The sequence below is a fragment of the Kitasatospora sp. NPDC036993 genome (assembly GCF_055607525.1).
On the sequence record NZ_JBVJRP010000012.1, the window covers coordinates 150280 to 173885 of the forward strand.

Genomic DNA, 23606 nt, shown 5'->3' on the forward strand with positions numbered 1-23606 from the left:
TGACGCCTGGCGAGGAATCATGTTCCTCGCGACAGAAGGAAGACTAGCAGCTCAACGCCGGTGTGCCGAATCGCGGCCTGGGGGCGATCGAAGCGCCGGCCGGGGACAGTCGCCCCGGCCGGCGCGGCGGGGGAGTTCAGACGTCGAACTCGCCGGCGCGGATGGCGGCGACGAGGTCGCGCCACTCGTCGGGGGCGAGTTGGGCGATGGCGTCCGGCAGAAGGCTGTTGCGGACGAGGACGGCGTCGATGGTGACTGCTCAGGCCCGCCGGTGCCTCAATGCCGGGGCCAGGGGCGGCCGTCGAGGCGCTCGATGCCGGTGTTGAAGCGGCGCAGGTAGGCGGCGAAGCCGGCGACGTCCTCCTCCGGCCAGTCGGCCATCACGAGGTTCAGTGCCCGTACGTGGGCCTCGCGTTCGGCGTCCAGCCGGTGCTTGCCCTTGTCGGTCAGGCGGAACTTGCGGGCGATGCCGCCGTCCGGGTCCGGGATGCGTTCGAGGAGGCCCGCGCTCTTCAGGGCCGCCGTCTGGCGGTTGAGCGTGGAGACGTCCAGGGCGAAGGCGTCGCTCAACTGCCCGATGGACATGGGCCCCTCTGCCTCGACGCGGCTGAGCAGGATGTAGGCGCTGCGTTCGAGCTGGCTGCCCTCGGGGCGGGCGTTGACCTGGCTGAGGTCGCGGTGCCGGGCGAACACCAGGAATTCGAGGGCGACGTCGTGCGTGGGGCTGGTCATGTCGAAGTCCCTTCATCACCGCTTCGACCTGCGGGTTCTCCGTGAATCACCCTTCAGTATGCCAGAGGTATGCGCATCACACACGATGTGCATGACGCACATCTTGTGTAAGCTGACCAGTCTGTGTTTCATGCACATCGTGTGTTTTTCGCACACGTCTGCTCTTCGACTGCCCGAGGAGGCCCGTCATCAACGGCCCCGCCCCCACCCTCCGCACCGGTCCGATCGTGGCGACGCTCGCCTTCACCGGCACCGTCGCCGCGATCATGCAGACCCTGGTCACCCCGCTGATCAGCGAACTGCCGCAACTCCTGCACACCTCCGCGTCCAACGCCTCCTGGGTCATCACCGCGACCCTCCTCTCCGCCGCCGTCTTCGTCCCGATCAGCGGACGCCTCGGCGACCTGGTGGGCAAGCGGCCGATGCTCATCGCCTCCTGTGTCCCGCTGCTGCTCGGCTCGGTGCTGTGCGCGCTGGCCGACTCCGTGGTGCCGATGATCATCGGCCGGGCACTCCAGGGCATGGGCATGGGCCTGGTGCCGATCGGCATCAGCCTGCTGCGCGACGTGCTGCCGCCCGAGCGGCTCGGCTCGGCGATCGCGCTGGTCAGCGCCTCGATGGGGATCGGCGGCGGCCTCGGCCTGCCGATCGCCGCAGGCGTCGCCGACTACGCCAGCTGGCGCGTGCTGTTCTGGGGCACCGCCGTGCTGGCCCTGGTCATCATCGGCATGCTCTGGACCGTCATCCCCGCCCCGGCCGCGGCCGGCCGCCGTCCCGTCGGCGGGCGCTTCGACTTCGTCGGCGCGATCGGCCTGAGCGCCGGGCTGGTCTGCCTGCTGCTGCCCGTCTCCAAGGGCGGCGACTGGGGCTGGGGCAGCACCCGCACCCTCGGCCTGTTCGCCGCCTCCGCCGCGATCCTGATGCTCTGGGCCCGCTGGGAGCTGCGCGTCACCGAGCCGCTGGTGGACCTGCGGGTCACCGCCCGCCCCCGGGTGCTGCTGACCAACCTCGCCTCCGTCCTGGTCGGCTTCGGCATGTACGCCCAGGCGCTGATCGTGCCGCAGCTGCTCCAGCTGCCGGAGGCCACCGGCTACGGGCTGGGGCAGTCGATGCTCGCCATGGGCCTGTGGATGGCGCCCGGCGGTCTGATGATGATGGTGGTCTCCCCGTTCGGCGGAAAGCTGTCGGCCGCCCGCGGACCGAAGTTCACCCTGGCCGCCGGCGCCCTGACGATCGCCGTCGGGTACGGGCTGGCGCTGGCGCTGATGGGCTCCACCTGGGGCGTGCTGGTCGTGACGGTCGTCTGCAACAGCGGCGTGGGCCTGGCCTACGGGGCGATGCCCGCGCTGATCATGAGTGCGGTTCCGCTGTCCGAGACGGCCTCGGCGAACAGCTTCAACACCCTGATGCGTTCGCTGGGCACCTCGGTGTCCGCCGCAGTGATGGGCGTGGTGCTGTCGCAGATGACCGTCACCCTGGGCGGGCACACCCTGCCCTCGGAGGGCGGCTTCCGGGTCGGCCTGGTGATCGGCTGCGGCGTCGCCCTGATCGCGGCCGCCGTCGCCGCCGTCATCCCCGCGCCGCCCGCTCCCCAGCTGCGGGCCGTGCCCGCCCCGGAGGCGGACGGCGCGGAGGCGGCCACCGCCTGAGCCCTGCCCGGGCGCGCGGTGCTCCCGCGCGCCCGGGCCTCGGGGTGGCCATCGGAACGCCGGCGGGCTCCGCCCGACCCGGGCCGGAAGGATGCGGCCCGGCCCGTGCGCGCCCGGGTCACCGCCGCGGAACGACGGCGGCGCGACCGCACCTCGGGCCCGCCGTGCCTCAGGCCCGTCGCGGCTCGACCGTCGCCGCGAGCGCGCCAGGAAGTTCGGCACAGGCCGCGCGCAGCCGCCGGGCGAGGTCCTCGCGGGTGTGCCCGTACGGCTGCGCCACCCAGCCGTCCATCGCCTGGCGGAACGCGGCGACCAGCATGTCCACCGCCAGCCGGGCGCGCGGCCCGGCGCTGCCCGGAAGGCCGTCGAGGGCGAAGCGGCGGTCGATCGCCGACACCGCCTCCCGGGTCGTCCGCTCGCAGAAGGCCAGTCCATGGGCGTCCATCGAGGGCGTCCCCGCGGCCAGCCGGCGGCTGGCCAGGGCGCGTTCGGCCCAGCCGTCGGCCGGCATCCGGCCGATCGCCCCGGTGAGCGCCTCCTCCAGGACAGCCAGCAGCCGCCGGTCCGCCGGGGCCTCCAGTGCCTCCAGTACCTCCAGGAACGCCGCCCACAGGTCCTGGGTGGGGGCCATCGCGACGTCCTCCTTGCTGGTGAACGCGCGGAAGAAGGTCCGCTTGGAGACCTCGACGGCCTCGCAGAGCCGGTCCAGCGTCACCCCGTCGAAGCCGTGCTCGCCGAACAGTTCCAGGGCGGTGTCGATCAGCGCCTGACGGGTGCGCAGCTTCTTGCGCTCGCGCAGCGGGAGCGTGGCGCCCGGGGCCTCGGGGGCGCCCGCCCGGGGCGCGGTGCCGGTGGCGTTCTCGGGAGTCATCGCGGTCAGTGTAGTCAGGCCCGGAGTGCCACCTATAGGCTTATGCCACTCAGTGGCAGAATCTTGGGGAGGATCTTCCATGCGCGCACTCCTGGTCGACCGCTCGGCCCCCGGCGGCCTGCGCCTCGGCACGGCCCCGGACCCCGAACCGGCGCCGCACCAGGCGCTGGTCCGGGTCACCGCGACCTCGCTCAACTACGGCGAGGTCGCCTTCGGCCTCGACGCGGCCCCCGACGGCACCGTCCTCGGCTGGGACGCCGCCGGAACCGTGGAACGCGCCGCCGCCGACGGCTCCGGCCCCGCCGAGGGAACCCCGGTGGTCACCCTGATGCCCGCCGGCGGCTGGGCCGAACTGCGGGCGGTGGACACCAGGTTGATCGGCGCCGCGCCCGCCGGTGCCGACCTCGGCGCCCTCGCCACCATCCCGGTCGCCGCCGCCACCGCCCTGCGCGCGCTGCACCGCATCGGCCCGCTGCTCGGCCGCGGCGTCCTGGTCACCGGCGCCACCGGCGGCGTCGGCCGCTACGCCGTCCAGCTCGCCCGGGCGGCGGGGGCGCACGTGATCGCGTCCACCGGCTCGCCCGCCCGCAACGGCGACGTGCTGCGCGGGCTCGGCGCCCACGAGGTGGTCACCTCGCCGAAGGAGGCGGCTGGCCCGGTCGACGGCGTGGTCGACCTCGTCGGCGGACACCACCTGGTCGAGGCCTACCGGGTCCTGGGCCCGGGCGGCACCCTGGTCGCCGCCGGGCACAGCTCCGGCCGGGGCGAGGACTTCGCGTTCGGTGACCTCTTCGGCGACGCGGCCAGGCACGACCGCTCGGTGATCTCCTTCTACCTGCTCGCCTGCCCCGGCCTCGACCGCGACCTCGGCTGGCTCGCCCACCGGGTCGCGGCGGGCGAGCTGGACCCCGGCATCACCTGGCGCGGCGGCTGGGACGACGCGGCCGGGGCGGTCGACGCCCTGCTCGGGCGGCGGCTGCACGGCAAGGCGGTGCTGACCATCGGCGCCTGAGGGGCCTGCCCGCGGACCCGTTCGGACCCCTGGGCCGGTGCCCGAGGCCTGCCCGCGGACCCGTTCGGACCCCTGGGCCGGTGCCCGAGGCCCGCCCGCGGACCCGTTCGGCCCCCGGCCGGGACGCCCGGGCGCGGGCCCGCCCCACTCGGACGGGTCATGAGCTGTCGCTGTGGAGCCGGTTGTTGCCAAGCATGGGGACGTACGGGCCCCTCGGCCGCCGAACACCGACCAGGAGAGGGATCCCTCGGTGCGTGAACTCCACAGTCCCCCCAGCCACGGCCGACCCGGCCACCGTCCGGCGCCCCGCAGCACCCCGGACGGCGGCCAGACGTCGGGCGGCGACCGGCCGCCGGTCCGGAGGTGGACGATGCAGCGCACGGTCGCGCTGATCGTGGCGGCCTCCGGCGCCGCCGTGCTCGCCGCCTGCGGCAGCAGCTCCTCGGGCACGGCGGCCGGCTCGCCGACCGCCACCCCGCCCAACGCGAGCGCCTTCTCCGGCGAGCCGCCCTCCGCCGTCGCCTCCGCCGCGGAGTCGATGCTGGCCTCGGCGTCGGCCGCGGCGGCCTCGGCGTCGGAGGCCTCCGTGGCCGCCGCCGCCTCCAACTCCGCGGCGGCGTCCGCCTTCGAGGCCTCCGTCTCGGCGCAGCAGGCGATGACCAGGGAGAAGGCCGCCTCGGTGCTCAGCGGGGTGACGGACGGCGGCAACGCGCAGAACGACATCACCATCACCGGCATCGCGCGGCAGAACACCGGCGGCCTGCACGCCGTGGTCGTCACGATCCAGAACTCGGGGCTCGACGCGGCCTCCTACGCCGTCCAGGTCGACTTCACCGACACCAGCGGCAAGGCCGTGGACAGTGCCGTCGTCGGCGCCGAGAACGTCCCGGCGAACGGCAAGGCCCAGCCCGTCGCGTTCAGCAGGCAGCCGGCCGACACGACGCTGCTCCCCGTCGTGGTCAAGGCCGTCCGCTACTGACCGCGCCACCCGTCCGGTCTACCGGAAGTCCGCCGCGTGATCCCGCACCCAGCTGCGGACGTCGCGCGGCGGACGCCCCAGCACCTGCCGCACGGTGTCGGTCACCCGCTCCGGCTCGTGCGTGAACGACTCCCAGGCGCGCAGCCGGGCCGCCACGAACGCCGCGTTCCCCCAGGCCGCCGTCAGCCGCTCGCGGGCCGTCTCCGGCGGCAGTTCCTCCCAGCGCACCGCGAGGCCCAGCTCCTCGCCGATGATCCCGGCCAGTTCGGCGTGCGCGAGCGACTCCGGGCCGGTGACCACGTACGCGGCGCCGTCGTGCCCGTCCTCGGTGAGCGCCCGGACCGCGACGTCCGCGATGTCCCGCTCGTGCACCAGCGAACGCCGGGCCCGCCCGTACGGCCAGCGGACCACGCCGTCCCGCACCTGGTCCGCCCAGGCCAGCAGGTTGCCCGCGAAGTCGATCGCCCGGACGGAGGTCCAGCGCAGGCCCGAGTGCCGGATCAGCCGCTCGATCTCCTGGTGGAAGATCACGGCCGGCTCGTCGTCGGCGAGGTCCGGCACGTCCGCCGAGAGGTAGACGACCCGCTGCGCGTGCCGGGCGATCAGCTCCACCACCCGGGGCTGCACGGGCAGGCCGGGCCACATCAGGTAGACCGCCTCCACCCCGCCGGCCAGCGTCGGCTCCAGGCTCGCCGGATCCGTCAGGTCGCCCCGGACGGCCTCGACCCCCGCGGGCAGTACGGCCTTCGCCGGGTCCCGCACCAACGCCCTTACCTCGTGGCCGCCTTCGGCCAGCGAGGCCACAACGTGCCTGCCCACACTGCCGGTTGCGCCGATCACCAGAATCTTGGTCATGCCGGGGGTCAACGCCCGCCGGGCGGGGGCTATGCCCGGCGGCTGCCGGCGGTGCCTCGCGGCCTCGCGGGGTCGACGGCCCGGCAGGGGTTCGGGGCGTTCACGGCGGGGAGCCGGGCGGACCGCGCCCGCCCTGCCCCGGCGCCGGCCGGGGTTACGTCACGCCGCCGCCGGGTTACGTGACGCCGTCCGCCCGTTCCCTCTGCCGGGTCCGGTAGGCGCGGGAGCGGCAGCGGGGCGAGCAGTAGCGCGGTGGGCGGCCACCCGGGCGCGGCCCGCCGGGGGAGGGGGCCGGGGCGGTCGGCAGCGGTCCGCCGCACGCGGGGCAGGCCGGGCAGGCCGGGGCCGGTGTCGGCTCCTCGCCGGAGGCCGGGGCGGCCGGTGCCGGGTGCGCGGTGAGGCCCAGCCGTTCCGCGACCACGCCGGCCTGGAACCGGCTGTGCGCGCCGAGGTTGTCCAGCAGGTCCGAGACGTGGCGGCGGCAGGTGCGCAGGGAGATGCCGAGCCGCCGGGCGATCGACTCGTCCTTGAGGCCCTTCGCGAGCAGCACCAGGATGCTCTGCTTCATCGTCTTGGTGACGTCGTGCGCGGCCTGCGGGCCGCTGGCGAACGGGGTCGCGTTCCCCCAGTCCCGCTCGAAGACCGTCAGCAGGTAGGAGAGCAGGTCGGGCTCCCGGATGATCAGCGCGCCACCCGAGCTGGCGGGCAGCAGGGCCAGCGAGCCGTCCACGATGATCAGTTGCGGCAGCACCTCCGGCAGCGTCCGGATCTCGGCGCCGGCCTCGATGAGCCGTTCCGAGTGCACCCGGGTGGGCTGGTCGAAGCGGGTCGCGTGCTGGTAGAGGCTCCGCATCCGGACGCCCCGGTCGAGCAGCGCCAGGTCGCGCGGCAGTGCCTCGCGCAGGGCGGCCGGAGGGAACGATCCGCCGTGCTTGGAGACCAGCACCTCGCTGCGGCAGGAGTCGATCACGTCCGAGAGCAGCGAGCGCACCGCGAACTGGTCGGGCAGGCGGTCGATGGTGCCCTGGGGGAAGGCGTGCTGACGGGCCTGGAGGTAGACGGGCAGCAGCGCCGCGAGCCCGTCGCGCTGCTGCTGGATGAGCCGGCGCTGCTCGCGCAGGGACTCCTCCTGGGCGCGCAGGGCGGTGTCGCGCGCGGAGAGCAGCTGCGCGGTCGCGGCCTGGGGGCTGACGGGCCGCCAGGCGGTCGGGCCCGCCCCCGTCGGGCCGTCGGTCGCCGGGCCCGGCCCCGTCGGGCCGTCGGCAGTCGGGTCGTCGGCCGTCGGGCCCGCCCCCGTCGGGTCCGCGCCCGCCGGGTCGCCGGCCGGGCGCAGCTCCTGGAAGAGGCAGGCCCCGGTGAGCTGCCGGACGGCCGACTCGCACTCCCGGAGGCTCAGGCCGGTCTCCGACGCGGCCTGCGCGAGGGTCGCCGGAGTGAGGCGCTCGTGCACCACCGTCCACCGGTAGAGCGTGACGGCCGCGCTGTCGAGCGCGGGTACGCCGACGGCCGGTTCCGGACCGTTCCCGGGCTCCATCGCATGCCTCCTAAAGCTGCCAGGCAGGCTCATGATCCCCTGCGGGGGATGCCGTGGCCATCCGCCGACTGGCAGGGTGACGATCACGGCCCGGGCGGCAGCGGCAGGAACTGCGAAAACGCCCGAATCGTATCGAACTGTCCACGAAGTGATGGGAGTTGTCGCCATGCGAGGAATCGTGACGCGGACCCTGGTCGCGGTCGCGCTGGGCGCCGCTGCCTGGTTGGGCGGGGTGGCCCCGGCCGGCGCCTCGGTGTTCCACGGCGCGCCGCCGGCGGGCTCGGTCGGCGGGCAGGGCGGCCACAAGTGCATCGAGACGACGGCCTGGGGCGACGCCTGGTGCCCCGGCAGGCCGCTGAGCTGACCGGCCGTCGCCGGCGACTCCCGTCGCCTTCTTCCCCTCCGCCCCTTCCTCCCTCCGAAAGGAAGCCCTGTCATGCACATGGCTCTGAAGCGTCGCGTCCGTACCGCCACCACCGCCACCGGCCGGGCCGGCTCCGGATCCTCCACCACCGGCGCCGCGAGCCCCTCCGGGCGCTGAACGGCCGGCTCGCCGATCCCCCTCGGTGACCTGGCGCGCCCTGCACGGGAAGTCGGCGGAGTCGCTTCCCGTGCAGGGCACGGTGCCGTTCCGGGCTCCCGCGTTTCCGTCCTGGTCGGGGGCTCCAGGTTTCAGCCGCCGACGCGCACCACGTACTTGCCGGTCGCCCGGCCCTCCTGCATGGCGTCGTGGGTGGCCGGGACGGCGTCGAGCCCGGCCAGTTCGGTGACCGGCAGCTCAAGGCCGCCGTCGGCGAGGAGGCCGAGGACCCGGCGGATGGCGCGGGCCAGACGCTCGGGGGCGGTGGCGGCCAGGCCGCGGTGGCTGAAGCCGGTGACGGTCAGGTTGCCCGCCATCAGGCGGCCGAGCGGAGGCAGGTCGGCGACGGCGCCGCCGCCGGCGTTGCCGAACAGGACGATCCGCGCGCCGGGCGCCGCCACGGCGAGGTCGAGGTCGAGGGCCGCGGTGCCCAGCGGGTCGAGCACCAGGTCGACGCCCCGTCCGCCGGTGGCGGCGCGGACGGCCTCGGCCAGGCCCTCGCCGCGGGCGAACGCGTGCCGGTAGCCGGAGGCGAGCGCCGCCGCGGTCTTCTCCGGTCGGCCGACCGTGCCGATCAGCCGGCCGCCGCCGAGCAGCGGGACGAGCCGGGCGACGGCGTTGCCGATCCCGCCGCCCGCCGAGTGGACCAGGACGGTCTCCCCCGCGGTGAAGCGGCCGGCGTCGGTGAGCAGCAGCATCGAGGTGGCCAGGCCGAGCGGGACGGCGGCGGCCTCGCGCAGCGCCACCCCGTCCGGGACCGTCACCGTGAGGGCGGCCTCGGCGACCACCACCTCGGCGAGCCCGGCGCCGACCGGCGCGGCGACAACCCGGTCGCCCACCGCCAGTCCGGCGACGCCCGCGCCGAGCTCGCGGACCGTGCCGGACACCTCCTTGCCGGGCCGGTACGGCCACTCGGCGGCGTACGCGGCGTCGCCGCGGCGGGTCATCACGTCCACGAAGTTCAGCCCGGCGCGGGCGACGTCGATCGTCACCTGGCCCGGCCCGGGGTGCGGCGCCGCGATCTCCAGGACCTGTGAGTTCTCGGCTCCACCGGGTGCGGTCATCACCAGTGCGCGCATGTCGGGCCCCCTCGGCTACGATATTCGACGAAATACGAAATTAGCTCGGGGCAGTGGTACCACGCCTCTTCTATGGATGTCGAACATCGCAGATCAGGGAGGTCGACCTTGCCTCGCAATACCCGCCGCCGACCGGCACTCGCGCACCCCGCCGCCGAGGAGATCGACCTCCTCGACGTCCTGCACGCGCTCTCCGACCCCACCCGGATGACCATCGTCCGCATTCTGCGCACCGAGCCCGAACGGGCCTGCGGCACCTTCCCGGTGGACGTCGCGCCCTCCACCCTGAGCCACCACTTCAAGGTGCTGCGCGAGTCCGGGCTGATCGCCCAGCGCGAGGAGGCCAACCGGCGCTTCTCCGCGCTGCGCACGGCCGACCTGGAGCGGCGCTTCCCCGGGGTGCTGGACACCGTCCTCGCCGCCCACACCCGTACGGAGGGGTAGCCGGCCCGGTCGGGCTTGTTGCCGGGCCGGCTCAGTGCCGGTCGGGCCCGGCGCCGGCCGGGTTCGGTGCCGGGCGGCTCAACGGCGGCGCCAGACCGCCCAGTTCTGCCGGGCGTCGACCCGCTCGACGTACCAGTCGGCGGGATGGTCCGGCCAGTACGCCTCCGCCTGCTTCCCCGCCCCGGGCAGCGGGAGGACCATGGCGTTCGCCTCCGCGGGGACGGGCTGCCAGCGCGGGTCGCGGGACCAGACCTTCCCCCGGTAGACCTCGAAGGTCTGGACGGCGCGCAGCGACCAGTCGATGTCCCAGGCGAACACCACGTTGTCGTCCTGGCTGATCCCGGAGGCGCGGGTGAAGCCGGTCGCCAGGCCCTCGCGCCCCACCGAGTGCGGCCGGGCGACCTGCGTGGTGATCGTCGTGGTCGCGAACGCGGCGAACAGCGCCAGCGAGACGCCGAGCACCCGGAGCATCCGGCGGCCCCCGGCGTTGCGCACCATGACCACCGCGCCGAGCACGATCAGCGCGGCGGCGGAGGTGCGGAGCATGTCGAGCCGGCCCCAGCTCGCGGCCAGGAACGAGACGTCGGGCAGGCTCCAGGGGATGAAGTTCGACGTGCGCAGCTCCTTGCCGGCCGACAGGAGCACGGCCTCGGCCAGCAGCAGGGTGAGTCCGGCGGTGACCGCCGCCGTCCGGCGCAGCGCGCGCCGCCCGTACCCGGCGAGCACCGCGACGCCCGTCACGAAGGCCGCCGGGGCGAGGTAGGAGGTGTAGCGGGCGTACACCCAGTCGTCGACCCGCCCGTCGGGCGGCAGGGCGGCGGCGGAGGCCAGGGCGGTGCCGAACAGCAGCGCCACCAGCACGCCGCCGGTGATCCGCAGGGCGCGCGGCCTGCGGCGGTCGAACACCGCACCCAGGCAGGCGACGACGGCCAGCCCGCCGACGCCCCAGGTGGAGGTGATGAAGTACCAGGTCTGGCCGGCGGTCCTGGCGAGGGTCCGCTGCGCCGCCTCGGGGTCGGTCAGACCCTCCCAGAGGTAGCCGCCGACGTCGCTGTTCTCGACGGTGAACCGCGCGTGCAGCCAGGCCTCCAGCAGCTTGGCGCCGAGCACGCCGAGGCCGAGCGCGGTGAGCCCGGCCGCCGTGGCGCGCCACGGGGCCCGGCGCAGCAGCAGGACGCCGAGCAGGACGGCGGCGGTCAGCGCCACCACCACCCCGCCGCGGTCGTGCACGGCCATCGTGTAGCCGGCGGCCGCGCCCGCCCCGACGGCGTGCCAGGCGCGGCGCCGTGCCGGGCCGTCGGCGAGCCAGCCGTGCAGGCAGAGCAGCCAGGCGAGCACCAGGACGGGCAACACGGCGTCGGTCATCACGAACTGCGAGTAGAAGATCACCGGCGGCAGCAGCGCGGTCGTGGCGCCGAAGAGGTACGAGAGCCGGCGGTTCAGGCCGAGGCGGCGCAGTGCGACGTAGGCGAGCGGGAAGACCAGCGCGTTGACGGCGGCGTTGATGTCCATGATCAGGTGGTAGGCGGTCACCGGATCGCCGGCCAGGCGCAGCGCCGGGGAGATCAGCAGCGGGTAGCCGCCGGGGATGACCACGCCGACCGGGATCTCGGTCGCCGAGCCGCCGGCCAGCACGCGGGCGATCGCGAGGTAGGAGTCCTCGTCGGGGTGGACGGACGGGAAGCTCATGCGCCGGACGAGGACGAGCCGGAACAGCAGCTCGGCGAGGTACCCCACGAGCAGGACGACGGCGGGCCGGGTGGCGGCCGTGCGGACGGCGGCGGCGCGGGCGGTGGCGAGCAGGGCGCTGATCGGGATGCTGCTGAACGGAATGCCGGTGGTGGGCGGGGTGGTGGCGGGCCGGAGTCGGCGCGGCCGGGCGGGCGTGCGGTGCGGCATGGACGTGCCCCCCTTCTGTCGGACTGTCGGACGACTGTATATGCCGTTGGACTGAATATGTAGTCCAATTGGTTCCGAAGGAAGGGGGGCCCTGACATCAGGTCCGGATCATCGCGGCGGTGGAGGGCCCTGGGGCTTCATCGGCCCTCAGGCCGGGCGCGGGGCCGCGTCCGCCACCGTCCGGTGCCGGCGGTGGTACGACACGGTGACGGCCGCGAGCAACGGGGCCCAGGCGACGGGTCGGCAGGTAGAGGAAGCCGACCAGCAGGTGGCCGCGCGGGGTCATGTCCGGACCCGGCGCGGCCCACCGCGCGGCGAACGGCGTCCACAGCGGGGCCAGGCCGCTCGGCGCGGCCGGCCTCGGCCAGTCGGCCCGGGGCGGTCCGCCCCGGGGTGATCGGTCTCAGCGCTTCGGCCTCATCGCAGCCGGGAGGAGGAAAGGATCGACGCCAGGTGCGCGACCACCATGCCCCAGGTGATCACCGTGATGCCCGCGAGCACCCACCGGGTCGCGTCCAGGTGGCCGAGCCCCGCGTCCGCCACGGCCGCCGCCAGCAGCACCAGCGAGGCCTCGATGCCGTTCGCCACCCGGTGGATCTTGAACAGCGAGGCGACCTTGCGGGCCGTCGCGATGCCTTGGGAGCGCGGCTGCGTCGACTCCTCGGTCGCCGGCAGCTGCCCGCTGCGGGCGCGGGCCACGTCCACCAGGTCCGTCGAGGCCTTCAGCAGCACCACGCCCAGCGCGGCCGCCAGCCCCACCGACACCCACAGCTCCGACCCGCCGCGGGCCGCCCGTACGCCCGCGCCGATCATCAGCGCGGCGTCCGCCAGGTAGGCGCCGAGCCGGTCCACGTACACCCCGGCCATGCTGAACTGGCGCTTCCAGCGCGCCACTTCGCCGTCCACGCAGTCGAACAGCAGGAACAGCTGGAACAGTACGGCGGCCAGCACCGCACCGGTCAGGCCCGGGATCAGCAGGGCCGCGCCGCCACCGACCCCGCACACCACCATCACCCAGGTGAGGGTGTTCGGCGACACCGACGTGCGCACCAGCTGCCGGGTGGTGCGCAGCGAGATCCGCCGCATGTACAGCCGTCCCGCCCAGTGCTCGCCGTTGCGGCTCTGAATCTTGGCCTGCGGCTGGCACACCTCGCGCAGCTCGGCGAGTGCCGGAGCAGCCACCATGACGACATCCCTCCACCTGTCCCGAAACGATCACCACAGGCTACGGCCTCCGGGGAAACGCCCGGACCAGCCGGTACGCCGCCGGCGGTACGGGAGGTGTCCTCCGGTGGAACGTCCGTCGGGGCGCCCGCCGGAAGGCCTGTGGACCGGTGCTCCCGCCGGTGAAAACCGGTGGGACGCCCGAGCGCCCCCGGGCTAGGCTGCGCGGGTTCGCCGGAACCCGAAGCCCCGGGCCGCCCGCCCGCCCGCCCGCACGCCGGCCGACGTGCTCCACGGCCCACGGTCCGCGCGGCCGGTGCCGTCCCGGAGCGGAACGAGGAGCGCAGACCGATGGTGACCACGGGCCGCCCGTCCCCGAGCCCCGACCTGGCCCGACTGCTGGACGACCACCACCCGCAGGGTCCGGTGGAGACCGCCGACCACGAGCGGGCCCGCCGCCTCCTCGGCGTCGCCGACGCCTGGAACAGGGGCACCTTCCCACTCCACTTCACCGCCTCCGCGCTGATCGTCCACCCGCCGACCCGCCGCGTCCTGCTGCGCTGGCACGTCCGTCAGCAGGCCTGGCTGCACGTCGGCGGCCACGGCGACCCGGGGGAGACCAGGCCGCTGGACATCGCCCTGCGCGAGGGCCTGGAGGAGTCCGGGCTGACCGACCTCACCCCCTGGCCCGGCCCCGCCCTCGTCCACCTCGCCGTGGTGCCCGTCCCCGCCTCGCCCGCCGAACCCGCGCACGAGCACGCCGACCTGCGCTTCCTGCTCGCCACCGGCACCCCGGAGCAGGCCAGGCCGGAGAACCCGGCGTCCCCGCTGGAGTGGCTCACCATCGAGGAGGCCGGCCGGCGGACCACCGAGGAGAACCTCCGGCAGACGCTCGACCGCGCCGCCCGCCTGCTGCCGCCCGCCTGACCGACCTCACCCTGGAGACCACCGGATGCACACCGACCAGATCCTGATCTTCGACGCCGACGACACGCTCTGGGAGAACAACGTCCTCTTCGAGCGGGTCATCGACGGCTTCCTGGACTGGGTCGCCGCCCCGGCCGAGCAGGAGCGCACCAGGGCCCTGCTGAACGAAATCGAGGCCGTCAACTCCGCCGCCCTCGGCTACGGCGCCGCCGTCTTCCGGCAGAGCCTCGCCGACTGCCTGCAACGGCTCAACGGCCGTACGCCGACGGCGGACGAGCAGGCCCGCATCGACGACCTGCTCACCCCGCTGACCAGCCGGACCGTCGAGCTGATCCCCGGCGTCGCCGACACCCTGGCGGCCCTCGCCGACCGCCACCACCTGCTGCTGCTCACCAAGGGCGACCAGGGCGAGCAGCAGCGCAAGGTGGCCGAGTCCGCCATCGACCACCACTTCCGGGGCATCCACATCGTCGTCGAGAAGTCGGTCGACACCTACCGGCAGCTGACCGCCGACCTCGACCTCGACCCGGGCCGCACCTGGATGATCGGCAACTCGCCCAAGTCCGACATCGCCCCCGCCCGCCGGGCCGGCCTGCACACCGTCTTCATCCCGCACGAGCACACCTGGGTGCTGGAGCACGAGGAGCTCGGCCCGGACGAGGCGACGCTGCGGATCGGAGCCTTTCCCGAGCTGCTGCGCCACTTCTGACGGTCGGCCGGTCGGCCGGTCGCTTCGGCTCAGCGGCTCAGCGCTTCATCGGGACATCAGGTCATCAGCGCGGCGGCCGGCACCGGCGTCCCGTCCCGGTACAACCGGGCCCGCTCGGCGGCCGACCAGACGCCGGTCGTCAGCAGGTAGAGCACGGCGGCCACCGGCACCAGCGCCGCGAACAGCACCGAGCCGAACGACAGGTACGGCAGCAGCCCCGCCCCCGGCTGCGGGGCGGGCTGCGCCGCACTCACAATCGCCGCCGCGGCCGCGCGCCGGGCCCGGCGGAAGTTGACGTACCCCACCGCCGCCAGCCCGGCGAACAGCACCCCGAACACCACCCACTGGCCGGCGCCGTGCACACCCGTGACGTGCAGGCCCAGCGGCACGCCGAACAGGGTGCGGTCCAGCAGGTCGTTCGGGGTGGTGAACAGCCGGTACATCACCGAGAAGAACGGGACCTGCACCAGCATCGGCAGGCACCCCGCGAACGGCGACGCCTGCTCCTTCCGGTACATCTCGGCCAGCGCCTCGCGCAGCCGCTCCGGCCGGTCCCGGTACTTCTTCTGCAACGCGGCGACCTTCGGCGCCAGCCGCGCCCTGGCCTTCTCCCCGCGCGCCGCCGCCCGCGCCAGCGGATGCAGCGCCAGCCGGACGGCGACGGTGAACAGGACGATGGCCAGCGCCGTCGGCACCAGGTGGGCGACGGCGGCGACGGCGGCGTGCGCGACGGCGACGGCCGGGTCGAGAACAGCGAGTACGGACATGGTGAAGCGAGCCCTCCGGGGTCTCAGGACATGAGCGATCGGCGGAGGACGGCCTGCGAGGAATCTTCCTACGGCACCAGAGGGACCAGGGGTTTCACGCGGCCGCCGGGGCCGCTCCCGGTGCCCTGGGGCGTCGCCTGCCCCGGGCGTCCGGATCACGCTGCGGAAGGAACGCCGTACCGAACGCCCGACGCCGCAGCACCCCGCTGCGCACCGCCGCGGGCGCCCGCGCCCCCAGCAGCCGAGCCCCGGCCAGCGCCCCGGCGACCGCCCCGGCCACCAGCACCACGGCCGCAACGGCCGCCACCGACGCCAGCGCCCCGCTGTCGGCCACCAACTCCCCGGTCAACACCCGGAGCAGGCCCAGCAGCATCGCGACCACGGCCACGGCGGCTGCCCCCTCCCGGCGTCCCTCGGCTTCCTGACGTACCAGCAGGACGATCCTACGAGCCCCCGGGTTCCCGCCTCCATCGGGGAAACCCCCTACGGAACGTCCCCCGCGCACACCCACGCCGCGTCCCCCTCCCGCTTCGGCGGGGCCGGGTCTCCCGGAACTCCCCTTTGTATGCGAACGTGACGGTCGCGGACCGGCAAGGGGCGGGGTTTCGCGGGATCGCGGGGGGATCGTGCGAGGTGTAGCCAAGGGGGCTACGCGGGGCTACCGTGGAGGGGTGAAGACGATTACCCAGCGGGAGTTCAGGAACAACTCCGCCGCGGTGATGGACGCGGTGGAGGCGGGGGAGACCTTCCACATCACCAGGAACGGGGTCGAGGTCGCCGAGCTGCGGCCGGTGTCCGGGCGCCGGCGGCTCACCGCGGAGGAGCTGGTGGCGCGGCACGTGAAGCTGCCGCGGGTGGACTACCAGCAGATGCGCAAGGAGGCCGAGGAGTACTTCGGGCCCGAGGAGCTGGTGGGGGACGAGGACGGCGACCCGTTCGAGCGGCGGCGTGGCTGAGCGCCGCAGAGCGCCCCGGCGGCGGCCGGCCGGGGTGCTGGACACCTGTGTGTACATCGATCTGGCGCTGCTCAACCCGGCCGACCTGCCGGCCGTGCCCGAGCTGACCGCGATCACCTTCGCCGAGCTGCAGCAGGGCGTGTCGATGGCCCGCGACCCGGCCGGCCGGGCGGCCCGGCTTGAGGTGCTGGGCGCGGCGATGGCGGACTTCGACCCGCTGCCCTTCGACGCGGCGGCCGCCGCCCGCTACGGGACGCTGGTCACCCTGACCATCGCCGCCGGGCGGCAGCCGCGCCCGCGCCGGATCGACCTGATGATCGCGGCGGTCGCCTCCGCCCACGGGCTGCCGCTGTACACCCGCAACGTGTCGGACTTCCGCGGGCTGGGCTCGGCGGTGGAGGTCATCGGGCTGTGAGGGTCAGCGGGCCGGCCGGTCGTGAGGTCAGCGGGTCCTGAGGGTCAGCGGGTCCTGAGGGCGGTGGTCCCGTCCTGCTCGACCCGGTCGGCGAGGGCGGCCGCGCGCTTCAGGGCCGTCGCCCGGTCCCGGGTGCGCAGCAGGACGGTGGCGCTGCCCCGCCCGCCCCGGTCGGCCCCCGTCCTGGCGGCGACGGCCCAGAGCGGGCGGCCGAGCAGTTGCAGGACGAGCCAGCGGACCCCGAAGTTCAGGCCCACGAGGGCCGCGTACGGGATCAGGTAGATGATTCCCTCGCCGCCGCCCACGTCGACGTTGCGGAGCGGGCGGTAGTCGTTCAGCGGCCGGGCGGTGGCCCCGAACCGCCCGAGCCACACCACCGCGATCCGTACGGGCACGGCGTCGGGTCCGGTGACGTCGACGTAGCCGATGGTCTCGCTTCCGCCCGCCCGGCCGGTCGCCCAGGCCGCCCGGTTCGAGGCGATGGCCGCGGCCCGCCGGCGCTCCTGCTCCTCGGCCTCCTTGGCCTTCCGGCGCTCCTCGAACTCCGCGCTCCACGCCTTCTCGCGCTTCTTCTGCTCGGCGGACCACTCCCGCTCGCGCCGGAGGCGCTCCTCGCCGTCGGCCTGCCGCCCCCGCTGACTGCTCATCCGATCATCCTAGGAGCGGCGCGAGGCAGGGCTCCAGGGGAATGCCTCCAGGAGTGCGGCGGCAGGGGTGTGGCGGCCGGCCGGGCGAGGCGCGCGTCAGCCCAGGCGGACCGCCGTCCCGGTCGCGGCGGAGGCGCGGGCGGCCTCCAGCACCGCGAGGGTGGCCACCGCGTCGCGCGGATCGACCGGAGGCGGGGTGCCGGGGGAGGCCAGGGAGGCGGCGATGCCCGCGTAGAAGAGGGGGTAGTCGCCCCGGTCCGTGGGCAGCCGGATCGCGGACTCGTCGGTGCCGAGGGTGCCGTAGTGCGAGGGCTGGTCGGCGCCCCAGGGGCGGGTGCCGTCCGGGCGCAGGCCCGCCCGCAGGTCGGCCTCCTGCGGGTCCATGCCGGGCTTGACGTAGCCGGCCGTGTCGCCGAGCACCCGCAGCCGGGGGCCGATCAGCGGGGTGACGGCGCTCGTCCACAGGTGCGAGCGGGTGCCGGAGGCGTGGGTGAGGGCGAGGAAGGCGTCGTCGTCCACCACCGCGCCGTCGCGCCGCACGTCGATCTCCGCGTACACCGTCTCGACCGGCCCGAACAGGGTGAGTGCCTGGTCGACCAGGTGGCTGCCCAGGTCGTACAGCGTGCCGCCGACCTCGGCCGGGTCGGCCAGCTCCCGCCAGCCCGGCTTCGGCTTGGGGCGGAAGCGCTCGAAGCGGGACTCGAAGCGGTGCACCCGGCCGAGCGCGCCGCCGCGCACCAGCCGGCTCGCGGTGAGGAAGTCGCCGTCCCAGCGACGGTTGTGGAAGACCGAGAGCAGGACGCCCTGCTCCTCGGCGAGCCGGCACAGCTCCAGCGCCTCGGCGGCGGTGCCGGCCAGCGGCTTGTCCACGACGGTGGCCAGGCCGGCCCGCAGGGCGGCGTGGGCGAGCGGGGCGTGGGTGCGGTTGGGCGAGGCGATGACGACCAGGTCGAGCGCGTCCGGGTCGGCCAGCAGCTGCTCGGGGGTGTCCACGGCGCGGGCGCCGGGGTGTTCGCTCGCCAGCCGGGCCCGCCGCTCGGGGTTGGCGGTGACCACGGCGTCCAGCCGCAGCCCCGGCGTGGTGGCGATCAGTGGCGCGTGGAACGCGGAGCCGGCCAGGCCGTAGCCGATCAGGCCGACGCGGAACGGGCGGGAGGTCGTCTGCGGGTTCATGCGCCCACTCAACCACGCGGCGCCCGGTTGCTCCCGGTTTCGACGGGACGGCCGCGGGCCGGCGGCCGCGTCCCGGTGGGCGGGACGTGCTGCCATCGGCCAGGTGCGCGGATTAGGCTGTGCCGCGTCAGGGCCTTCGTACCATGCAAGACGTTGCAACACTTCGGGAGACACGCACGTGGCAGACCGTAAGCCCATCGAGTCCTGGCTGACCGACATGGACGGGGTCCTCATCCACGAGGGCACGCCGATCCCCGGGGCGGAGGAGTTCCTGCGCAGGCTGCGGGAGTCCGGCAAGCCCTTCCTGGTCCTCACCAACAACTCCATCTACACCCCGCGCGACCTCAGCGCCCGTCTGGCCGGGATGGGCCTGGAGGTGCCCGAGGAGTGCATCTGGACCTCCGCCCTGGCAACGGCCAAGTTCCTCAAGAGCCAGCGGCCGAACGGGACGGCGTACGTGATCGGCGAGGCGGGGCTCACCACGGCCCTGTACCAGGCCGGGTACGTGCTGACCGACAACAACCCCGACTACGTGGTCCTCGGCGAGACCCGCACCTACTCCTTCGAGGCGCTCACCAAGGCGATCCGCCTGATCAACCAGGGCGCCCGGTTCATCTGCACCAACCCGGACGAGACCGGCCCCTCCACCGAGGGCGTGCTGCCGGCCACCGGCTCGGTCGCGGCCCTGATCACCAAGGCGACCGGCGTCGACCCGTACTTCGTCGGCAAGCCCAACCCGCTGATGATGCGCGAGGCGCTGAACACGGCCGGCGCCCACTCCGAGACGGCGGTGATGATCGGCGACCGGATGGACACCGACATCGTCGCGGGCATGGAGGCCGGCATGGAGACCATCCTGGTGCTCACCGGCCTGACCTCCGCCTCCGACGTGGAGCGCTTCCCGTACCGGCCGACCCGGGTGGTCCAGTCGATCGCGGACCTGGTCGAGCTGATCTGACCTGCGCGGTTCCGCCGCGGGGCCCCGTTCCGGCCGGTCGCCGGGGCGGGGCCGTCGTGTGTCCGCACCGTCTCTGCTGACCATCCGTCAGATCGCGGCGGCCCGGAACCCGCTCCGGGGGAGCCGGTTGTCAGTGGGGCTGTGTAGCGTTCGGGGTGAAAGAGGGCGTGCGGCGCAGCAGCCGCGGTGTGGGAGGTAGATGTCGTGACGGACACTGTCGAGGCGGGCGTGGTCGGGGCCGGCGCGGACGGCGGGCTGGAACTGCCCGAGTCCTGGCGCGGGGTGCTGGGCGCCGAGACGGAGAAGCCGTACTTCGCGGAGCTGGCGGCCTTCGTGGCGGCCCAGCGTGCGGAGCACGAGGTGTTCCCGCCGAGCGGCCAGGAGTTCGCCGCGCTGGACGCCACTCCGTACGACAAGGTCCGGGTGCTCGTGCTCGGCCAGGACCCGTACCACGACAACGGCCAGGCCCACGGCATGAGCTTCTCGGTGCTGCCGGGCACCAAGACGCCGCCGTCGCTGCGCAACATCTTCAAGGAGCTGGACGCCGACCTGGGCATCCCGGCGCCGGACAACGGCTACCTGATGCACTGGGCCGAGCAGGGCGTGCTGCTGCTCAACGCGGTGCTCACGGTCCGCGCGCACGAGGCCAACTCGCACAAGGCGAAGGGCTGGGAGAAGTTCACCGACGCGGTGATCAAGGCGGTGAGCGAGCGCGAGGAGCCGGTGGTGTTCGTGCTGTGGGGCAACTACGCGAAGAAGAAGCTGCCGCTGATCGACACCACCAGGCACGTGGTGGTGCAGGGCGCGCACCCGTCGCCGCTCTCGGCCAAGCTGTTCTTCGGCAGCCGCCCGTTCTCGCAGATCAACACCGCGCTGGACTCCTTCGGCGCCGAGGCGATCGACTGGCAGGTGCCGAACCTGAAGGGCTGAGCCCCGGGTCGCGGGGTGCCTGAGCCCCGGCTCGGGCGTTCCCGGGCGCTGTCGGGTGCTGGTGGCCGTGGGCCGGGCGGGTTCGATGTCCCGTTCGCCCACGGCCACTTGCCGTTCACCACCGGTGGCCGCCGGCCGGTGCCGGGTGTGCTTAGCTGGTGCGGACCGGTCGCCTGACCGGTGCCGGGGAGGGGCGGTACGTGCACGGGCTGGGGCGGACAGGGACGTTGCGGTGGGCCGTGGGGGCGGTGCTGGCCGGGGTGCTGGCGGCCGTGTCCGGCTGTAGCGGTTCGGACGGCGGCAAACCGGGCGCCGCCACGGGGACGGGTGCCACCGCGGGTGGGGGCGCCTCCGCGGGGACGGGCCAGGCCGGGGGGCTCGCCCAGCTCCCCGGGCAGACCTTCTACGTCTCCGACCAGACCAACGCCGCCCGCCAGGCCGCCGCGCTGCGCGGCCAGGGCCGGACGGTGGAGGCCGACACGCTGCAGCGGATCGCCTCCCAGCCCTCCTCGCAGTGGCTCGGCGAGCAGGGCGCCAAGGAGATCGCCGAGCAGGTGAGCCGCCGGGCCACCGAGTCGGGCCGGACGGCCGTCTTCGTCGCGTACGACATCCCGCACCGCGACTGCGGCCAGTACTCGGCCGGCGGAGCCTCCGACGCGGCCGCCTACCGGTCCTGGATCACCGGCGTCGCGCAGGCCCTCGGCGACCGCAAGGCCTGGGTGGTGCTGGAACCGGACGCCGTCGCGCACACCCTGGACACCTGCGGGATCAAGGGCGACCTGGCCGCCGAGCGGTACGGCCTGCTGGCCTTCGCCGTCCAGGAGCTGAAGAAGAACCCGAACGCCCGGGTCTACCTGGACGCGGGCAACCCCGGCTGGGCGCAGGACCCGGAGGAACTGGCCGCCGCCCTGCGCAAGTCGGGCATCGCCGCGGCGGACGGCTTCGCCGTGAACGTCGCCAACTTCTACGACACCGAGCGGAACGCGGCGTACGGCGCCAGGCTCTCCGCGGCCCTGGGCGGGAAGCACTTCGTCGTCGACACCAGCCGCAGCGGCAACGGCGCGATGGGCGGGGACTCCTGGTGCAACCCGCAGGGGCGTGCGCTCGGCGACCGGCCGACCACCGAGACCGGGCGGCCCGGGGTGGACGCCTACCTGTGGATCAAGAACCCGGGGGAGTCGGACGGCGACTGCGGCCGGGGCGAGCCCAGGGCGGGCGAGTTCTGGCTGCCGTACGCGCTCGGGCTGGCGCAGGCGGCGCGCTGAGGCACGGCCTGCACCGGCTGCGTCACCCGGCCCGGGCGATCAGGGCTGATCGCGTCGCCCCGGCCGGCCCGGGCCGCTCGCGTCGTTCCGGGGTGTCAGGCGGTGACCTGGATCCAGCGGGCGACCGACGGGGTGCCGACGGCGTCCGTCAGGAACAGCATGTACCAGCCCGGCGGCAGCAGACTGGGGTTGCCGGGCAGGGCGAGCGAGACGCCGTCCGCCGTCCGTCCGGTGATCTCCAGGGCCACCGAGCGCTGCTCGACGTCCGTGACGTGGGTGACCGAACTCGGCCGGATCAGCTTGGCGGTGGCGACCGCCTCCGGCCTGGACGCACCGACGGCGACGGTGCTGCCGAGCCCGGCCGTCCGCGGAACGGCACCGGCCTGCGGGCGGTCGCCGTGGTACAGGTACGGCGGGGTGTAGATCTCGATGCGCTGCTCGAAGCCGCCCGGCTGGGTCTCGGCCTTGTCCGCGAAGAGCGGGTTGGAGCCCAGTACGGCGACCCGGCCGTCCGGCAGCAGCAGCGCCTCGGAGTGGTAGTCGCGGCCGACGGCCGGCTCGGCGGCGGTGCTGAAGCTGTTGGAGTCCGGGTGGTAGACCTGCGCCTTGAGCAGGTCGCTGTCGCCCCGGCCGCGGTAGCCGCTGGAGCCGCCGGTGGTGAAGACGGTGTCGTCCGGGAGGATCACGCTGTTGAGGTAGCGGGTGCCGCCGGCCGGCAGGTCCGGGCCCGGGGCGAAGGCGGGCGCGGCGGCGGAGAGGTCCGCGATGTCGGTGCGGGCGGTGGACAGCGGCGACTCGCCGACGCCGCCGCCGCCGAGCACCATCACCTTCTGCGCCTGCGCGGGCGGCAGCAGCACCGAGGAGGAGGTCTCGGTGAGGCCGGGGTCGCGCAGGCCGGGGACGGGCTGGAAGGCCCCGGTCGACACGTCCCACACGCCGGGCTCGCGGCCCTTGTCGCCGGGGCCGTAGCCGCCGTTGGAGCCGGAGTAGAAGAGCTTGCCGGAGGCGGTCAGGAAGATCGCCGGGTAGGTCGGGAAGTAGTGGTCGGGGCCCTTGGACCAGGACTTGGACTTCGGGTCGTAGATCTCGTTGTCGTTGCCGCTGAGGATCTCCCCGGTGTCGTCCAGCCCGGAGACGGTGACCACCCGGCCGTCGCCCAGCCCGGTCAGCGTCGGGTACCAGCGGGCGTGGGCCATGTCGGTGACCGGCTCGTACAGCTCGGTGTCCGGGTTGAACTCGAAGGCGGAGCGGATGCCCTGGTACTCCTGCTTGTCCAGGGTCAGCTTCGTGTTCTGCCCGTACAGGTTGTGGGCGTCGGTGCCGCTCAGGCCCTTGATCCGGTACTGGGCGGGGGAGTCGGAGACGTAGTCCGGGCCCGCGGCGACCGCCTCCACGTACACGTGCTGCTCGCCGGCGGTGACCACGGTCTGCTTGCCGGAGCCGGCCTTGGTCGCGGCCGGGACGGTCACCTCGGCGGTGCTGGCGTACTCGTGGCCGTTCGGGGAGACGAAGACGGTGCCCTTCGGGAAGGTCCGGTCGCGGTCGGGGCTCTCGTTGCGCACCCGCATCACGCCCGCGGCCTTCTTCACGGCGCCGGCCAGCTTCTCGTAGCGCTGGGTGCCGCCGGCCACCAGGACCCGGCCGTCCGGCAGCGAGGTGTGGCCGCCGCAGAACATGTCGGCCGGGGTGGGGACCGGCTTGTAGGAGTTCTCGGCCGGATCCCAGAGCAGGCTCTTGAAGGTGCCCGCGTTGAACTGCTTCTCGTCGTTGCCGGAGCCGGCCACGATCAGGACCTTGCCGGTGCGCAGCAGCGTCGCGTGCACGGCGTTGACCCGGAACTCGGCGGGCAGCGACAGGGTCTGCCAGTGGCCGTACCGCGCCTTGTAGTCGGGGCGGTTGATCACGTAGCTGTGGTACTGCTCGGAGGCGAAGCCGAGGACGGCCGGTGCGTTCATCCCGGCCACGGTCAGCGCGACGGTACTGCCGAGGGCGAGGCGCTTGGTGCGGCCGGCCTTGTGGATCCTCACGGTGGTTGCTCCCTCGGGAGGCGGTCGGGGGCTG

The 23606-nt window shown here is 74.3% G+C and carries 24 protein-coding genes; 12 read left to right on the plus strand and 12 right to left on the minus strand.

The window, feature by feature from the left end:
* Positions 1–276: 276 nt before the first annotated feature.
* A complete protein-coding gene (locus ACZ7C5_RS25735; RefSeq protein WP_470323540.1) occupies positions 277–732 on the minus strand; it encodes a MarR family winged helix-turn-helix transcriptional regulator in 456 nt (151 codons plus the stop codon).
* A 188-nt stretch (positions 733–920) separates the two neighbouring features.
* Between ACZ7C5_RS25735 and ACZ7C5_RS25740 the strand changes: the two genes are divergently transcribed.
* Entirely contained in the window at positions 921–2381 is a 1461-nt protein-coding gene (locus ACZ7C5_RS25740; RefSeq protein ID WP_470323580.1) for an MFS transporter, read from the plus strand.
* Between the two features lie 169 nt (positions 2382–2550).
* Here the strand turns inward: ACZ7C5_RS25740 and ACZ7C5_RS25745 are convergent, their stop codons facing one another.
* Entirely contained in the window at positions 2551–3252 is a 702-nt protein-coding gene (locus ACZ7C5_RS25745; protein ID WP_470323541.1) for a TetR/AcrR family transcriptional regulator, read from the minus strand.
* 79 nt (positions 3253–3331) lie between these two features.
* On the opposite strand from ACZ7C5_RS25745, the gene ACZ7C5_RS25750 reads away from it, so the two are divergent.
* Both ACZ7C5_RS25750 and ACZ7C5_RS25755 read left to right on the plus strand, forming a co-directional pair.
* A complete protein-coding gene (locus tag ACZ7C5_RS25750; RefSeq protein WP_470323542.1) occupies positions 3332–4264 on the plus strand; it encodes a zinc-binding dehydrogenase in 933 nt (310 codons plus the stop codon).
* 370 nt (positions 4265–4634) lie between these two features.
* Positions 4635–5243, plus strand: coding sequence for a hypothetical protein (locus ACZ7C5_RS25755; protein WP_470323543.1), 609 nt, complete (start codon positions 4635–4637; stop codon positions 5241–5243).
* Positions 5244–5261: 18 nt separating this feature from the next.
* On the opposite strand, the gene ACZ7C5_RS25760 is transcribed toward ACZ7C5_RS25755, so the two are convergent.
* Both ACZ7C5_RS25760 and ACZ7C5_RS25765 read right to left on the minus strand, forming a co-directional pair.
* The gene (locus ACZ7C5_RS25760; RefSeq protein WP_470323544.1) at positions 5262–6098 is read right to left on the minus strand and encodes an NmrA family NAD(P)-binding protein; all 837 of its coding nucleotides are present in this window, start codon (positions 6096–6098) and stop codon (positions 5262–5264) included.
* A gap of 175 nt (positions 6099–6273) precedes the next feature.
* Positions 6274–7632, minus strand: a complete 1359-nt coding sequence (locus ACZ7C5_RS25765) for a helix-turn-helix transcriptional regulator (protein ID WP_401090923.1) — start codon at positions 7630–7632, stop codon at positions 6274–6276.
* 166 nt (positions 7633–7798) lie between these two features.
* Between ACZ7C5_RS25765 and ACZ7C5_RS25770 the strand changes: the two genes are divergently transcribed.
* Positions 7799–7996 (plus strand): hypothetical protein, encoded by a 198-nt coding sequence (locus ACZ7C5_RS25770; protein ID WP_401090925.1) that lies wholly within the window; start codon positions 7799–7801, stop codon positions 7994–7996.
* Between the two features lie 308 nt (positions 7997–8304).
* Here the strand turns inward: ACZ7C5_RS25770 and ACZ7C5_RS25775 are convergent, their stop codons facing one another.
* A complete protein-coding gene (locus ACZ7C5_RS25775) occupies positions 8305–9291 on the minus strand; it encodes a quinone oxidoreductase family protein (protein WP_401090926.1) in 987 nt (328 codons plus the stop codon).
* Positions 9292–9399: 108 nt separating this feature from the next.
* Between ACZ7C5_RS25775 and ACZ7C5_RS25780 the strand changes: the two genes are divergently transcribed.
* Positions 9400–9735, plus strand: coding sequence for an ArsR/SmtB family transcription factor (locus tag ACZ7C5_RS25780; RefSeq protein WP_401090928.1), 336 nt, complete (start codon positions 9400–9402; stop codon positions 9733–9735).
* A gap of 78 nt (positions 9736–9813) precedes the next feature.
* Here the strand turns inward: ACZ7C5_RS25780 and ACZ7C5_RS25785 are convergent, their stop codons facing one another.
* Both ACZ7C5_RS25785 and ACZ7C5_RS25790 read right to left on the minus strand, forming a co-directional pair.
* On the minus strand, positions 9814–11634 hold the full coding sequence (locus tag ACZ7C5_RS25785) for a hypothetical protein (protein WP_401090930.1): 1821 nt from the start codon (positions 11632–11634) through the stop codon (positions 9814–9816).
* Between the two features lie 417 nt (positions 11635–12051).
* A complete protein-coding gene (locus ACZ7C5_RS25790; RefSeq protein ID WP_470323545.1) occupies positions 12052–12819 on the minus strand; it encodes a CDP-alcohol phosphatidyltransferase family protein in 768 nt (255 codons plus the stop codon).
* Between the two features lie 330 nt (positions 12820–13149).
* Between ACZ7C5_RS25790 and ACZ7C5_RS25795 the strand changes: the two genes are divergently transcribed.
* Positions 13150–13725 (plus strand): NUDIX hydrolase, encoded by a 576-nt coding sequence (locus ACZ7C5_RS25795; RefSeq protein ID WP_401090934.1) that lies wholly within the window; start codon positions 13150–13152, stop codon positions 13723–13725.
* 25 nt (positions 13726–13750) lie between these two features.
* A complete protein-coding gene (locus tag ACZ7C5_RS25800) occupies positions 13751–14434 on the plus strand; it encodes an HAD family hydrolase (RefSeq protein ID WP_401090935.1) in 684 nt (227 codons plus the stop codon).
* A 56-nt stretch (positions 14435–14490) separates the two neighbouring features.
* Here the strand turns inward: ACZ7C5_RS25800 and ACZ7C5_RS25805 are convergent, their stop codons facing one another.
* Positions 14491–15201 (minus strand): YidC/Oxa1 family membrane protein insertase, encoded by a 711-nt coding sequence (locus tag ACZ7C5_RS25805; protein WP_470323546.1) that lies wholly within the window; start codon positions 15199–15201, stop codon positions 14491–14493.
* 94 nt (positions 15202–15295) lie between these two features.
* A complete protein-coding gene (locus tag ACZ7C5_RS25810; RefSeq protein WP_317619945.1) occupies positions 15296–15589 on the minus strand; it encodes a DUF6412 domain-containing protein in 294 nt (97 codons plus the stop codon).
* Between the two features lie 283 nt (positions 15590–15872).
* Between ACZ7C5_RS25810 and ACZ7C5_RS25815 the strand changes: the two genes are divergently transcribed.
* A complete protein-coding gene (locus ACZ7C5_RS25815; protein WP_188295332.1) occupies positions 15873–16157 on the plus strand; it encodes a type II toxin-antitoxin system Phd/YefM family antitoxin in 285 nt (94 codons plus the stop codon).
* Positions 16150–16572 (plus strand): type II toxin-antitoxin system VapC family toxin, encoded by a 423-nt coding sequence (locus tag ACZ7C5_RS25820; protein ID WP_317619944.1) that lies wholly within the window; start codon positions 16150–16152, stop codon positions 16570–16572. The genes ACZ7C5_RS25815 and ACZ7C5_RS25820 overlap by 8 nt, the downstream gene beginning before the upstream one ends.
* Before the next feature lie 44 nt (positions 16573–16616).
* Here ACZ7C5_RS25820 and ACZ7C5_RS25825 read toward each other — a convergent pair whose 3' ends face one another.
* Together ACZ7C5_RS25825 and ACZ7C5_RS25830 are read right to left on the minus strand one after the other, a co-directional pair.
* A complete protein-coding gene (locus ACZ7C5_RS25825) occupies positions 16617–17219 on the minus strand; it encodes a hypothetical protein (RefSeq protein WP_470323547.1) in 603 nt (200 codons plus the stop codon).
* A 96-nt stretch (positions 17220–17315) separates the two neighbouring features.
* Positions 17316–18392 carry a Gfo/Idh/MocA family oxidoreductase gene (locus ACZ7C5_RS25830; protein ID WP_401090942.1) on the minus strand — a complete coding sequence of 359 codons (1077 nt, stop codon included), beginning with the start codon at positions 18390–18392 and terminating at the stop codon, positions 17316–17318.
* A gap of 178 nt (positions 18393–18570) precedes the next feature.
* Between ACZ7C5_RS25830 and ACZ7C5_RS25835 the strand changes: the two genes are divergently transcribed.
* From ACZ7C5_RS25835 to ACZ7C5_RS25845, 3 genes are all read left to right on the plus strand, one after another.
* Positions 18571–19350 carry an HAD-IIA family hydrolase gene (locus tag ACZ7C5_RS25835; protein ID WP_188295330.1) on the plus strand — a complete coding sequence of 260 codons (780 nt, stop codon included), beginning with the start codon at positions 18571–18573 and terminating at the stop codon, positions 19348–19350.
* 204 nt (positions 19351–19554) lie between these two features.
* The gene (locus ACZ7C5_RS25840; RefSeq protein ID WP_401092130.1) at positions 19555–20280 is read left to right on the plus strand and encodes a uracil-DNA glycosylase; all 726 of its coding nucleotides are present in this window, start codon (positions 19555–19557) and stop codon (positions 20278–20280) included.
* Positions 20281–20507: 227 nt separating this feature from the next.
* Complete coding sequence (locus tag ACZ7C5_RS25845; protein WP_401092129.1) at positions 20508–21545, plus strand: glycoside hydrolase family 6 protein; 1038 nt, start codon at positions 20508–20510, stop codon at positions 21543–21545.
* A gap of 95 nt (positions 21546–21640) precedes the next feature.
* On the opposite strand, the gene glxA is transcribed toward ACZ7C5_RS25845, so the two are convergent.
* The gene (glxA, locus tag ACZ7C5_RS25850) at positions 21641–23572 is read right to left on the minus strand and encodes a radical copper oxidase GlxA (protein ID WP_401092128.1); all 1932 of its coding nucleotides are present in this window, start codon (positions 23570–23572) and stop codon (positions 21641–21643) included.
* Positions 23573–23606 lie beyond the last annotated feature (34 nt).